Raw genomic sequence first — 13405 nt, 5'->3', positions numbered from 1 at the left:
CGTTTCCGGTGTTGCAGGGTTGAATACATTCCGCATGATGCTGAAGGCGGCTGATGAAGCTGCCGGGCTTTGGGGCTACGGGCCTGGGGACGTAACGAATGAGCACATCCATCATACTCTTGTGCCTTGTGGTGATCGGCGCCGCCGCCTATCTGGTCGCGCGCAGCCGGGCCGCAGCACTTGCCGGCGGCAGATCCTCGGCATTGCATTCACGGCCGGCCTATTACGGCGCCTATGCGGCGATCTGGGCCGTTCTTCCCGCCCTCGCCGTCCTCTGCTTCTGGCTCTCGGTCAGCCCCGGCATCATCCAATCCTCGGTTCGCGGCAGTTTCCCTGCCGACGTCAAGGCGCAAGCCGCCGTCGAGCAGGATCTCGGCTATTCCATGGTGGCGACGGTCGCCCGCGGCCTGACGCTGCTGACATCAGATGAAACTGCAGCGGTTGCCGGCGATCCCGCAGCGCTTCAGGCCAAGCTCAGCGAAAAGGGCGTGCCGCTTGCCGGCCAGCCCCAGCCTTACATGCTCGACGCCGCCAAGACGCTCAACGCCATGAGCATGACGAGCCGCCTTGCCATGACGGCGGTCGTCTTCATTCTGGCCGTTGCCGGCGCCTTCTATGCGCTGCGCGCCATCGCCCCGCGCTTCCGCGCCCGCAACCGCGTCGAGCGCGTCATGCTCTGGGGCCTGCTGCTTGCCTCTTCGATCGCCATCCTGACGACGATCGGCATCGTGCTTTCCATGCTGTCGGAAGCCGCCCGCTTCTTTGCCGCCGTTCCCGCCGCCGACTTCTTCTTCGGCACCGTCTGGGATCCGCGTTTTGCCGGCGCCGGCAGCTCGTCCTTCGGCCAGTTCGGGCTGATCCCGCTGTTGCTCGGCACGCTTTATATCGGCCTGGTGGCGATGCTGGTCGCCGTCCCCGTCGGCCTGTTTGCCGCCATCTACATGGCCGAATACGCCTCGCCGAAGCTGCGCGGCGTCGCCAAGCCGCTGCTCGAAGTGCTCGCCGGCATCCCGACGATCGTCTACGGCTTCTTCGCGCTTGTCACCGTCGGCCCGTTCCTGCGCGATTTCTCCGCCCAGATCAGCGGTCTGCTCTCCGGCAGCTACACCAACTTCATTCAGGCGCAGAGCGTTCTGACAGCCGGCATCGTCATGGGCATCATGCTGATCCCCTACGTCTCCTCGCTGTCGGACGACATCATCACCGCCGTGCCGCGGGCCCTGCGTGACGGTTCGCTCGGTCTCGGCGCCACCCGTTCCGAAACCATCAAGAAGGTGGTTCTGCCGGCAGCTCTTCCCGGCATCGTCGGCGCGCTTCTGATGACGGCCTCGCGCGCCATCGGCGAAACCATGATCGTTGTGCTGGCCGCCGGTGTCGCCGCCCGCATCCAGATCAATCCCTTCGAGCCGATGACGACGGTGACCGTCAAGATCGTCAACCAGCTGACAGGCGACCTCGAGTTCACCTCGCCGCAGACGCTGGTTGCCTTCGCTCTTGGCATCACGCTGTTCTGCATCACGCTTTGCCTCAACATCTATGCGCTCTACATCGTGCGCAAATACCGGGAGCAGTACGAATGACGGATATTGTTTCTCCCACATCAGGCGTCACCGTCTCCAAGGCGCCGGCGCGCCGTGATATCGGCATCAAGCGCCGCTACGCCGCCGAGCGCCGGTTCCAGGCCTATGGCATCGCCGCCATCACCTTCGGTCTCGTCTTCCTGTTCATCCTGCTGTGGACGGTGATCGGCAAGGGTTACACCGCCTTCCAGCAGACTTCGATCACCCTGCCGATCGAATTCACCGAGAAGACGATCGACCCTGGCAATAAGCGTGCGACCGACCCTTCGGTGCTGGTCGCCGCCAACTATCCGGTTCTACTGCGCGACGCGATCGTCAAGCAGCTGAACGTCAACGCCTCGAGCAAGCCTGAGGTGCGCGATGCCACGGCCATGCTCTCCAAGGGTGCGCCGATCCAGTTGCGCGACATGGTCGTCGCCGATCCGTCGATCATCGGCAAGACGGTCAATGTCACGGTGCTCGCCGACGCCAATGTCGACAGCGCCAATAAGGGTCAGATCGACCTGACCGTCGATGAGAAGAACCGCAAGGTCAACGACAAGCAGGTTGGCTGGATGAACGAGCTGAAGGCGAGCGGGGCTCTGTCCAAGCAGTTCAACACCGGCCTCTTCGTCAACGGCAATTCCAGCCGTCCGGAGGCCGCAGGCCTCGGCGTCGCCCTCATCGGCTCGCTCTACCTGATGCTGATCGTGCTGGTGCTCGCTCTGCCGATCGGCGTTGCCGCCTCGATCTATCTCGAGGAGTTTGCGCCGAAGAACAGGCTGACGGATCTGATCGAGGTCAACATCAACAACCTCGCCGCCGTTCCCTCGATCGTCTATGGTCTGCTCGGCCTTTCCGTCTTCATCAACTTCGTCGGCCTGCCGCGCTCGGCTTCGCTGGTCGGCGGTCTGGTGCTGACCCTGATGACCCTGCCGACGATCATCATAGCTACGCGCGCCGCACTGCGCGCCGTGCCGCCGTCGATCCGCGCTGCAGCCCTTGGCCTCGGCGCCTCGAAGATGCAGATGGTGTTCCACCATGTTCTGCCGCTTGCTATGCCCGGCATCCTCACAGGCACGATCATCGGCCTGGCGCACGCGCTCGGCGAGACCGCGCCGCTGCTATTGATCGGCATGGTCGCCTTCGTCGCCAACGCGCCGACGACACCGCTCGATCCCTCGACGGCTCTGCCCGTGCAGGTCTATATGTGGGCCAACGAGGCCGAACGGGCCTTCGTCGAGCGTACTTCGGGTGCCATCATCGTCCTGCTCCTGTTCCTGATCGTCATGAACTTGGGCGCCATCCTCTTGCGTCGTCGCTTCGAGCGCCGCTGGTAAACGGAGTTACAAGATCATGAACATGTTGACCGAAGCTGCAGTTGAAAAGGCGCTGGATCAGAAGATGAGCACCGTTCCTTATAAGATGATCGGCCAGGACGTCTCGGTTTACTACGGCGAGAAGCGCGCGCTTTTCGATGTAAACCTGAACATCCGCGAAAACACCGTCACGGCGCTGATCGGTCCGTCCGGCTGCGGCAAGTCGACCTTCCTGCGCAGCCTCAACCGCATGAACGACACGATCGACGGCTGCCGTGTCGCCGGCAAGATCACCCTCGACGGCGACGACATCTATGATCCGGATATCGACGTCGTCGAACTTCGCGCCCGCGTCGGCATGGTCTTCCAGAAGCCGAACCCGTTCCCGAAGACAATCTATGAAAACGTCTCCTACGGCCCGCGCATCCATGGCCTTGCCAAGTCGAAGGCCGATCTCGACCAGATCGTCGAGACCAGCCTACAGCGCGCCGGTCTCTGGAACGAAGTCAAGGACCGCGTGCATGAATCCGGCACCGGCCTGTCGGGCGGTCAGCAGCAGCGCCTCTGCATTGCGCGTGCCGTCGCCGTCAGCCCCGAAGTCATCCTGATGGACGAGCCCTGCTCGGCGCTTGACCCGATTGCCACCGCCAAGGTCGAGGAACTGATCCACGAATTGCGCGAGAACTACACGATCGTCATCGTCACCCACTCCATGCAGCAGGCCGCGCGCGTCTCGCAGCGCACCGCCATGTTCCACCTCGGCAATCTCGTCGAGGAGAACGACACCGACAAGATGTTCACCAATCCCGACGATCCGCGCACCCAGGACTACATCATGGGCCGCTTCGGCTGATTTTGGCGATACGAAGCTTTCCGTTATTCGAAGGACAAAGCCCCATGGCATCGACACATATCTATTCTGCCTATGATGATGATCTGAAGTTCCTGTCCAGGCGGATTTCCGAAATGGGCGGCCTGGCCGAGCAGATGGTTGCCGAATCCGTCCGGGCGCTGGTCAACGGCGACACGGCGCTGGCGCAGAAGGTCATCTCCGACGATGTGATCCTCGATCACGCCGAACGCGAAATCGGCGACAAGGCGATCGTTACCATCGCCCGCCGTCAGCCGATGGCCGCCGATCTGCGGGAAATCATGGGTTCGATCCGCATTGCCGCCGATCTCGAACGGGTCGGCGACCTTGGCAAGAACACCGCCAAGCGCGTCATCGCCGTCCAAAGCACCGGCGTTCCCCGCAAGCTCGCCCGCGGCCTTGAGCATCTGTCCGAGCTGGCGCTCGTCCAACTCAAAGAAGTGCTCGACGTCTACACGACGCGCGCCGCCGACAAGGCCAGTGCGATCCGCGAGCGCGACAACGAGATCGACGCAATGTACACTTCGCTGTTTCGCGAGCTCTTGACCTACATGATGGAAGATCCGCGCAATATCACCAGCTGTACGCATCTTCTCTTCTGCGCCAAGAACATCGAGCGCATCGGCGATCACGCCACCAACATCGCCGAGACGATCTATTACATGGCAACCGGCGCCCAGCCGGAAGGCGACCGTCCGAAGGACGACAGCGCCAACACCGTTGGTGCAGTCACGGAATAACCGTCCGCACCCGTCAATTGCGCGCGCGCCCATGTGGGGCGCGCAAAGAGGTCGCAGCCACTTTTCTGATTTTGCGCAGGATGCATTGCTTAAATCATCCCCGGTTTAAGGATCATGCGCGAGGAGACCAATACGCATGATCCCGAGAGTTGCAGTAGTTGAAGACGAGGAGGCGCTCAGCGTGCTTCTTCGCTACAATCTCGAAGCGGAAGGCTTCGAGGTCGATACCATCCTTCGTGGCGACGAGGCCGAAATCAGGCTTCAGGAACGCACGCCCGACCTTCTCATCCTCGATTGGATGCTGCCCGGCGTCTCCGGCATCGAGCTCTGCCGGCGCCTGCGCATGCGGCCGGAAACCGAGCGCCTGCCGATCATCATGCTGACGGCGCGCGGCGAAGAGAGCGAGCGTGTCCGTGGGCTTTCCACAGGAGCCGACGATTACGTCGTCAAGCCCTTTTCGACCCCCGAGCTGGTTGCCCGCGTCAAGGCGATGCTGCGCCGCGCCCGCCCCGAGGTGCTGTCGACGGTATTGAAATGCGGCGATATCGAGCTCGACCGCGAAACCCATCGCGTCCACCGCAAGAGTCGCGAAGTCCGCCTCGGCCCCACCGAATTCCGCCTGCTGGAATTCCTGATGTCGTCGCCGGGCCGGGTCTTCTCCCGCTCGCAGCTCCTGGATGGCGTCTGGGGCCACGACATCTATGTCGACGAACGCACCGTCGACGTCCATGTCGGCCGCCTGCGCAAGGCGCTGAATTTCTCCAACATGCAAGACGTCATCCGCACCGTCCGCGGCGCCGGTTATTCGATGGAAGCCTGAGGCTGAGGGAGTGCGTGGTCGGCGTTCCCGCCTGCACAGCCCTTCCCACGCCCTTTCATCGCACCGGCGCGGCGTATGAGCCGGCACCGCCTTTCCTCCGTCATCCAGGCACCACCTCTCCTCCGTCATCCCAGGGCTTGACCCTGGGATCCATGCGGCTGGCACTGTGAGAAGAGCGATGGCATCCAGCTGCAGGGAAATTATCGAAGCCGAGTGCCTGGTTGTGGATCCCAGGGTCAAGCCCTGGGATGACGGAATGTATGGCTGGCTTTGTTGCCAAACACAAAGGCCGCCTTCCCACTCTACTCATAAAAAAACGGGCCGCGCGGCCCGTTTTTCATGTCCAGCGATGCCGCTTCTCAGCCGGCCCGCGCTGCCGCCCGGCGGCGTTCGTTGATTGGCTGGTAGGCAAGCTTCTGATGATAGCCGCAATAGGGCGAATTGTCGGGGGATTCGCAGCCGCAGAAATGGAAATCGTCCTTCAGCGGATCGCCGACCGGCCACTTGCAGGTGCGTTCGGTCAGTTCCGTCAGGCCGAGGCGGCGCGAGATCGGCACGACCACGTTGCCCTTCGGCACGTACTCCATTTCCTCGACCGTTTCGATCTCGATCTCTTCCTTCAGCATCGTTGCGCCCTGCTGGCGGGTAACGGTGCGGGTGGTGATGCGAGAGGCATAATTCGGTGCGCGCGGCGCCGAGGTATTGCGTTTCGGCGTGCGCGCCGTGGCGGCGGTGCCGCCGGCCTTGGCGCGGCCCGGAAGGCTGAGCCTATGTACTTTACCGATCACAGCGTTTCTGCTGACACCGCCAAGTTGCGCCGCGATCTGGCTGGCGCTCAGTCCTTCGGCCCAAAGCTTCTTGAGTTTCTCGACCCGCTCGTCTGTCCAGTTCATGCCCTGTCTCCACCTTCTGCGTTGGTGATGGCAGAATCCCTCACCGTTGTCCCGGAAGCCTCCGAAACAAGAAACGCTTGATCAATTTTGGTGACTAGTTCCGCCGCATGCAGTCTAGTAATTGAACTTTAACCTAGTGTGAGGCTGACTCCCTGACAAGAGTCGCGGGAATCCGGATGAATCGAATTCGTAGTTTTCCCCAACTTGCTGCCCCGGCGTGGCATTTCTGCAATATTGCCTGTTGAAGACTGAAAATGCCGCTGTACACCCTTGCTGCATACGCTAAGGGCGCAGTTTTGTTGACATTGCAGCGCGAAAAGGAAATAGTGCCGCTGGCCGCCGCAAGGCGGCATTTTTGATTTTTCGGGCCTGGTTTTTTCTTAGCCGGAGTCCGCTGCTGGATAACATCGATAGGAGACTCGCGCCATGGCCGAAGCCGCGCCGCTTTATGACACCTACTCTCGTGCCCCGCTGCGGTTCGAGCGAGGCGAGGGCGTGTGGCTGATCACCGAGAGCGGCGAGCGATATCTCGATTTCGGCGCGGGCGTCGCCGTCACCTCCGTCGGCCACAGCAACCCGCACGTGGTCGCAGCGCTGAAGGAGCAGGCCGACAAGGTCTGGCACCTTTCCAATATCTATGAGATCCCCGGCCAGGAGCGCCTGGCAAAACGGCTGACGGACGCCACCTTCGCCGACAAGGTGTTCTTCACCAATTCCGGCGCCGAGGCGCTCGAATGCGCGATCAAGACGGCGCGCCGCTACCAGTTTTCCAAGGGCCATCCCGAACGCTTCCATATCATCACCTTCGAAGGCGCCTTCCACGGACGCACGCTCGCGACGATCGCCGCCGGCGGCCAGGAGAAATATCTCGAAGGTTTCGGCCCCAAGGCGCCGGGCTTCGACCAGGTGGCGTTCGGCGATATCGAAGCGGTCCGCGCCGCCATCACCGATGCGACGGCGGCCATCCTCATCGAGCCGGTGCAGGGCGAGGGCGGCGTACGCCCGGCCACCCCCGAATTCATGAAGGCGCTTCGCCAGCTCTGCGACGAACACGGCCTGCTGCTGATCCTCGACGAGGTCCAGACCGGCGTCGGCCGCACCGGCAAGCTCTTCGCCCATGAATGGTCGGGCGTGACCCCCGACATCATGGCGGTCGCCAAGGGCATCGGCGGCGGGTTCCCGCTCGGCGCCTGCCTTGCCACGGCGGAAGCCGCCTCCGGCATGAAGGCCGGCACCCATGGCTCGACCTATGGCGGCAATCCGCTGGCCATGGCCGTCGGCGGCGCCGTGCTCGACATCATTCTCGCCGATGGCTTCCTCCAGCAGGTGCGCGACGTCTCGCTCGTCTTCCGCCAGGGCCTCGCTTCGCTGAAGGATCGTTATCCCGATGTGATCGAGGATATCAGGGGCGAGGGGCTTCTGCTCGGCGTCAAGGCCGCCATTCCCTCGGCCGAACTGCTGGAGGCGATCCGCGCCGCCCATCTGCTCGGCGTGCCCGCCGGCGACAACGTCATCCGCCTTCTTCCGCCGCTCGTCGTCACCGCCGAGGAAGCCCGCGAGGGCCTCGCCCGCCTCGAGCGCGCCGCCGAAAGCATCCGTGCCGCCAAGGTCAAGAAGACGGCTTGAAGGGATTGTGCCTTCGGGCGCACGACAGGTTAAGAACATGGCTCCTAAACATTTCCTCGATCTTTCGGCGGTCACATCAGCCGACCTCAGAACCATCATGAACGATGCGCTCGCCCGCAAGCAGGCCTTCAAGGCCGGCAAGGGCGACAAGCCGCTCGCCGGCAAGATGCTGGCGATGATCTTCGAAAAGCCCTCGACCCGCACTCGCGTCTCCTTCGACGTCGGCATGCGCCAGCTCGGCGGCGAAACGCTGTTCTTGTCCGGCACCGAGATGCAGCTCGGCCGCGCCGAGACGATCGGCGACACCGCCAAGGTGCTGTCGCGTTATGTCGATGCGATCATGATCCGCACCACCGAGCATTCAAGGCTCAAGGAGCTTGCCGAGCATGCGACCGTGCCTGTGATCAATGCGCTGACGGATGACACCCATCCCTGCCAGATCATGGCCGACATCATGACCTTCGAGGAGCATCGCGGCCCGATCAAGGGCAAGACCATCGCCTGGACCGGCGACGGCAACAATGTGCTGCATTCGCTGGTCGAAGGCGCAGCCCGCTTCGGCTATCGCATGAACATGGCCGTGCCCCTTGGTTCGGAGCCCAAGGATCACTATCTGAACTGGGCCCGCAATGAGGGCGCCGAAATCATGCTCTGCCATGATGCCGACCGTGCGGTCGAAGGCGTCGATTGCGTGGTGACCGATACCTGGGTCTCCATGAATCAGGAACATCGGGCCCGGGGTCACAATGTCTTCCAGCCTTACCAGGTCAACGCGGCCTTGATGGCCAAGGCCGGCAGCGATGCATTGTTCATGCATTGCCTGCCTGCTCATCGCGGTGAGGAAGTGACGGATGAGGTGATCGACGGTCCGCAATCCGTGGTCTTCGATGAAGCGGAAAACCGTCTTCATGCGCAGAAGTCGATTCTTGCTTGGTGCCTGGGCGCGATCTGAACCATAATCGGATGTTGCGAGTCATAGACCCGCGGCCGCGCGAGTGAAGGGCACGCTGACCCATCGCTCCGAAAACTAGGAGTAAAGCCATGGCAGAAGCTGCAGCCGCCCTCGGCCAGTTCGATTTCGCCGGCGATGATCATGTCGTCCCCTTTCAGGTGGAGGGGCTGGATGTGCGCGGCCGCGCCGTCCAGCTCGGCCCGATGCTCGATGCGATCCTCGAGCGCCATCATTATCCGGCCCCTGTCGCCCGGCTGCTCGCCGAAGTCGTCGTGCTGACGGTGCTGCTTGGCACTTCGCTGAAATTCGACGGCAAATTCACCGTGCAGACCAAGGGTGATGGCCCGGTCGATCTTCTCGTCGCCGATTTCTCGACGCCGGAAAATGTCCGCGCCTATGCCCGTTTCGATCACGCTCTGCTCAACAAGGCGATTGCCGCGGGCGAAACCGAGCCGGAGCAGTTGCTCGGCCGGGGCGTGCTCGCCTTCACCATCGACCAGGGCAAGTTCGGCCAGCCCTATCAGGGCATCGTCGAGCTCGACGGCACCTCGCTCGAGGAGATTGCCGGCGTCTATTTCCGCCAGTCGGAGCAGATCCCGACGCGCGTGCGGCTGGCTGCGGCCGAACTCTTTGACCGCGACGATGCCGGCAAGCCGCGCCATCGCTGGCGCGCAGGCGGCCTTGTCGCCCAGTTTCTGCCGGAAGCGCCGGAGCGCATGCGCCAGCCCGATCTCCACGGCGGCGACGGCGACACCGGCGGCCGCCCGCATGGTGAGGATGACGCCTGGACTGAAGCCCGTTCGCTGGTCGAGACCATCGACGCCGATGAACTGACCGATCCGCTGGTTGGAACCGAGCGGCTGCTGTTTCGCCTGTTCCATGAGAGAGGCGTGCGCGTCTACGAACCTCGGGCGGTCTTCGACCGCTGCAGCTGTTCACGGGACAAGATCAAGGGCGTGCTGAAAGGCTTCACTGCCGAGGAAATCGAGGCCAGCCAGGAGAATGGCGAGATCGCCGTCACCTGCGAATTCTGCTCAACGACCTACCGCTTCGAGCCGACCGAGCTTCAGCCGGCAGAATAGGATCGGTTTTAATAGGTTGTTGACTGGTCAAGCCCGGGTGCGGGCACTGCGTCCAGGTTGGTGCTGACAGGAAGGCTGCATCCGACCGTAGCCGAACACATCCACGCGCAGTGCTTGCGGCATGGATATTCGGGTCAAGCCCGAGTATGACGGAGGGTGGTGGGGGCAGCGACCGGCAAGAGGCGGACCGTCTGGGAATTCCAGCAAACTGCCCAAGCGATTTTGCGTGAGAAGCATGTAAAACAAGAGCTACCACTTCCAGCAAAAAACGCTGCACACTTTTGATGAATTCGCTCCCGGCCCCTCGCCTCTTGCTAGCCTTTGCCCCCACCCTCCGTCGTCCTCGGGCTTGACCCGAGGACCCATGCGGCAAGCGCGGCGTTCGTGTTCGCACTATCAACTTCGGCGCTACACGTCAGTTGAGCACCCGCAGCAGCCCCGGTGAATCCAGCGAGAAGGCCGGGATGTCGACATCGAACATCTCGCCTTCATCCGTTTCCATCTGATAATGGCCGAACATCAGCCCGGAGGGCGTGTCGAGCGGGCAGCCGGAGGAATATTCGTAGGTGTCGCCGGGGCTGAGCCGCGGCTGTTCGCCGACGACGCCCGGGCCGGTCACCTCGTCCACCTGTCCATTCTGGTCGGTGATGTTCCAGTAGCGGTTGACCAGGCGCACGGCGACGCCGGAATTGTTGCTGATGACAATCCGGTAACCCCAAACGTAGCGATCGTCTTCCGGATCGGATTGCTCCTCCAGATAAAACGGTTCGACGACGACTTCGATCTCTCTTGTGAGGGCGCGATACATGCCTTGCACCTTAGTCAAGATATGTTACCCGTATCTTATAAAGAGGCCCAGTCCGTCAAGAAACGGAACGTTGATCAGCGATGAAACAGCCGTGATCGAAGGGTTTTCGATCGTTAAGCCTAATTGTCAGTGTTAATTTACTTCCGAACGCCGGCACGGGCGAACTTGTTCCGCTGCGCGTAGCGGCCGGTAGTGGCCGAACCGCGAATGGGTCCGGCCACTATTCCAGTTGGTCAGGCCGAAACCTTGGCAAGCGCCTTGGCAAAATCCTCGATCAGGTCGTCGGTATCCTCGATACCGGCCGAAAGGCGGACCGTGCCCGGGGAGATGCCGAGCTCGGCGCGCGCCTCCTCCGACAGGTTCTTGTGGGTGGTCGTTGCCGGATGGGTGATCAGGCTCTTGCTGTCGCCGAGATTGTTGGAAATCTTGATGATATCGAGTGCGTTCTGCAGCGCAAAGGCCGCATCCTTGCCACCCTTCAGCTCGAAGGCGACCAGTGTCGAGCCGCCGGTCATCTGCTTGGCAATGATGTCGGCCTGCGGGTGGTCCTTGCGGCCGGGATAGATCACCTTGGCGACCTTGCCCTGCTCGGCCAGGAAATCGGCGATCTTCGCGGCATTCTGCGTTTGCTGCTTCACACGCAGCGGCAGCGTCTCGATGCCCTTCAAGAGGGTCCAGGCATTGAACGGCGACATTGCCGGGCCGGTATGGCGGAAATAGTCGTGCAGGTTCTCGTCGATCCAGTCCTTGTCGGCCAGCACGACGCCGCCGAGGCAGCGGCCCTGGCCGTCGATGTGCTTGGTGGCGGAATAGACGACGATATGGGCGCCGAGTTCCAGCGGCTTCTGGAAGAGCGGTGTCGCAAAGACATTGTCGACGACGACCTTGGCGCCGATCTGGTTGGCGAGCTTGGCGACGCCAGCGATATCGACCACCTCGAGCGTCGGGTTGGTCGGGCTTTCCAGGAAGAACACCTTGGTGTTCGGCCGGATTGCCTTTTCCCAGTTGGCGAGATCGCGGCCGTCGACGAGCGTGCATTCGATGCCGTATTTCGGCGCCAGGGTTTCGACGACCCAGCGGCAGGAGCCGAAGAGGGCGCGGGCGGCAACGATATGGTCGCCCGCCTTGACCTGGCAGAGGATCGCAGCAGAGACGGCCGCCATACCGGAAGCGGTGGCGCGGGCGTCTTCGGCGCCTTCGAGCATGCACATGCGCTTTTCGAACATGTCGTTGGTGGGGCTGCCGTAGCGGGCGTAGATATAACCGTCCGTCTCGCCCTTGAAGCGGGCTTCGGCCGCTTCCGACGTCTCATAGACGAAGCCCTGCGTGAGATAGATTGCCTCGGAGGTCTCGCCATATTGCGAACGCAAGGTTCCGCCGTGGACGAGTTGGGTTGCCGGGCGCCAGGTCTTGCTCATGCCATCACCTTCACATAACAAAAAAACCGGCCGCAAAAGCAGACCGGTTTCAACCCGGTCTTTTTAGCCACTTGTTTAACGTGGCTGCAAGCCGACCGGCCAAATCACCACGGGATAATTCTGCAATACTGCTGTTAGCTGCTTGCGTCAATTCCCCGAGTTTGGTTTTGTCGGCGGCAAAATGATGGATGGGGCATGATGGCTCGTGAAATGGGAATTCTGGCGGACCGCGCGATCGCGGCGCTGTTTGAAACGGGGCGTCTGAACTCCGAGCGGGAGCTGGACCGCGACCAGATCCAGCCGGCAAGCCTCGATCTTCGCCTGGGCGCCAAGGCTTTTCGCGTGCGCGCCTCCTTCATGCCAGGCCCCTCGCATCTGGTCTCGGACAAGCTCGACCGGCTGAGCCTGCATGTGATCGACCTCTCGGAAGGGGCGGTGCTCGAAACCGGCTGTGTCTATATCGTGCCGCTGATGGAGAGCTTGGCGCTGCCGGCCGACATGTCGGCCTCGGCCAATCCGAAGAGCTCGACCGGCCGCCTCGATATTTTCACCCGCGTCATCACCGATTACGCCCAGGAATTCGACAAGATCCCGGCGGGCTATGCCGGCCCGCTCTATCTCGAAATCAGCCCGCGCACCTTCCCGATCGTCGTGCGCCGCGGCTCGCGCCTGTCGCAGATCCGCTTCCGCACCGGCCATGCCCTGCTCAGTGAGCCGGAACTGCTGAAGCTGCATGAAAGCGAGACGCTGGTCGCCAGCAAGCTGCCGAACGTCTCCGGCGGCGGCATCGCGCTGTCGATTGATCTCGCTGGCGATGAGGACGGCCTGATCGGCTATCGCGGCAAACACCACACCGCCGTCGTCGATGTCGACAAGAAAGATCAGCACGATATCTTCGATTTCTGGGAGCCGCTCTATAGCCGCGGCCGCAACGAACTGATCCTCGATCCCGACGAGTTCTACATTCTCGTCTCGCGCGAGGCCGTGCACGTGCCGCCGGATTATGCCGCCGAGATGACCCCCTTCGATCCGCTGGTCGGCGAATTCCGCGTCCATTATGCCGGCTTCTTCGATCCGGGCTTCGGCCATGCGCCGGCCGGCGGCCGCGGCAGCCGCGCCGTGCTCGAAGTGCGCAGCCACGAAGTGCCCTTCATCCTCGAAGACGGCCAGATCGTCGGCCGCCTGGTCTATGAGCACATGCAGGAAAAACCGATGAGCCTCTACGGCTCCGGCCTCGGCTCCAACTACCAGGCCCAGGGCCTCAAACTCTCGAAGCACTTCCGTATCTGAGGCGTAGCGCAAGGGACGACTTGACAG

Annotated in this window: 12 protein-coding genes and 1 riboswitch; of the genes, 9 read left to right on the top strand and 3 right to left on the bottom strand. The window is 62.3% G+C overall.

All coding sequences use genetic code 11. The features are described 5' to 3' along the window. The first annotated feature begins 98 nt into the window (after positions 1-98). The 5 genes from pstC to phoB all read left to right on the top strand — a co-directional run bounded on the left by pstC (position 99) and on the right by phoB (position 5309). Entirely contained in the window at positions 99-1580 is a 1482-nt protein-coding gene (gene pstC, locus FFM81_RS18440) for a phosphate ABC transporter permease subunit PstC (RefSeq protein WP_003570620.1), read from the top strand. Then, positions 1577-2899, top strand: a complete 1323-nt coding sequence (gene pstA, locus FFM81_RS18435; protein WP_003570618.1) for a phosphate ABC transporter permease PstA — start codon at positions 1577-1579, stop codon at positions 2897-2899. The genes pstC and pstA overlap by 4 nt, the downstream gene beginning before the upstream one ends. 16 nt (positions 2900-2915) lie before the next feature. Continuing rightward, positions 2916-3731 carry a phosphate ABC transporter ATP-binding protein PstB gene (gene pstB / locus FFM81_RS18430; protein WP_003570616.1) on the top strand — a complete coding sequence of 272 codons (816 nt, stop codon included), beginning with the start codon at positions 2916-2918 and terminating at the stop codon, positions 3729-3731. A gap of 44 nt (positions 3732-3775) precedes the next feature. After that, the gene (gene phoU, locus FFM81_RS18425; protein WP_003570614.1) at positions 3776-4489 is read left to right on the top strand and encodes a phosphate signaling complex protein PhoU; all 714 of its coding nucleotides are present in this window, start codon (positions 3776-3778) and stop codon (positions 4487-4489) included. A gap of 136 nt (positions 4490-4625) precedes the next feature. Further along, complete coding sequence (gene phoB, locus FFM81_RS18420; protein ID WP_003570612.1) at positions 4626-5309, top strand: phosphate regulon transcriptional regulator PhoB; 684 nt, start codon at positions 4626-4628, stop codon at positions 5307-5309. Between the two features lie 359 nt (positions 5310-5668). On the opposite strand, the gene FFM81_RS18415 is transcribed toward phoB, so the two are convergent. Beyond that, positions 5669-6202: a GcrA family cell cycle regulator gene (locus FFM81_RS18415; protein WP_003570607.1), complete on the bottom strand. Its 534-nt coding sequence runs from the start codon at positions 6200-6202 to the stop codon at positions 5669-5671. A gap of 426 nt (positions 6203-6628) precedes the next feature. Between FFM81_RS18415 and FFM81_RS18410 the strand changes: the two genes are divergently transcribed. From FFM81_RS18410 to FFM81_RS18400, 3 genes are all read left to right on the top strand, one after another. Next, positions 6629-7828 (top strand): aspartate aminotransferase family protein, encoded by a 1200-nt coding sequence (locus tag FFM81_RS18410; protein WP_003570605.1) that lies wholly within the window; start codon positions 6629-6631, stop codon positions 7826-7828. A gap of 37 nt (positions 7829-7865) precedes the next feature. After that, entirely contained in the window at positions 7866-8780 is a 915-nt protein-coding gene (gene argF, locus FFM81_RS18405; RefSeq protein WP_003570603.1) for an ornithine carbamoyltransferase, read from the top strand. Between the two features lie 89 nt (positions 8781-8869). Further along, on the top strand, positions 8870-9862 hold the full coding sequence (locus FFM81_RS18400; RefSeq protein ID WP_003570602.1) for an Hsp33 family molecular chaperone: 993 nt from the start codon (positions 8870-8872) through the stop codon (positions 9860-9862). Between the two features lie 415 nt (positions 9863-10277). Here the strand turns inward: FFM81_RS18400 and apaG are convergent, their stop codons facing one another. Both apaG and FFM81_RS18390 read right to left on the bottom strand, forming a co-directional pair. Next, positions 10278-10670: a Co2+/Mg2+ efflux protein ApaG gene (apaG, locus tag FFM81_RS18395; protein WP_003570600.1), complete on the bottom strand. Its 393-nt coding sequence runs from the start codon at positions 10668-10670 to the stop codon at positions 10278-10280. A gap of 233 nt (positions 10671-10903) precedes the next feature. Continuing rightward, positions 10904-12088, bottom strand: a complete 1185-nt coding sequence (locus FFM81_RS18390; RefSeq protein ID WP_025415268.1) for an O-succinylhomoserine sulfhydrylase — start codon at positions 12086-12088, stop codon at positions 10904-10906. A gap of 42 nt (positions 12089-12130) precedes the next feature. Further along, a riboswitch (SAM riboswitch) is annotated at positions 12131-12209 on the bottom strand. Between the two features lie 74 nt (positions 12210-12283). Here FFM81_RS18390 and FFM81_RS18385 point away from each other — a divergent pair. Beyond that, positions 12284-13378, top strand: a complete 1095-nt coding sequence (locus FFM81_RS18385) for a 2'-deoxycytidine 5'-triphosphate deaminase (RefSeq protein ID WP_173883798.1) — start codon at positions 12284-12286, stop codon at positions 13376-13378. Positions 13379-13405 lie beyond the last annotated feature (27 nt).

Source organism: Rhizobium hidalgonense (assembly GCF_005862185.2).
GTDB classification, from domain to species: Bacteria; Pseudomonadota; Alphaproteobacteria; order Rhizobiales; family Rhizobiaceae; genus Rhizobium; species Rhizobium hidalgonense.
This window is presented reverse-complemented; position numbering and strand designations above follow the sequence as displayed.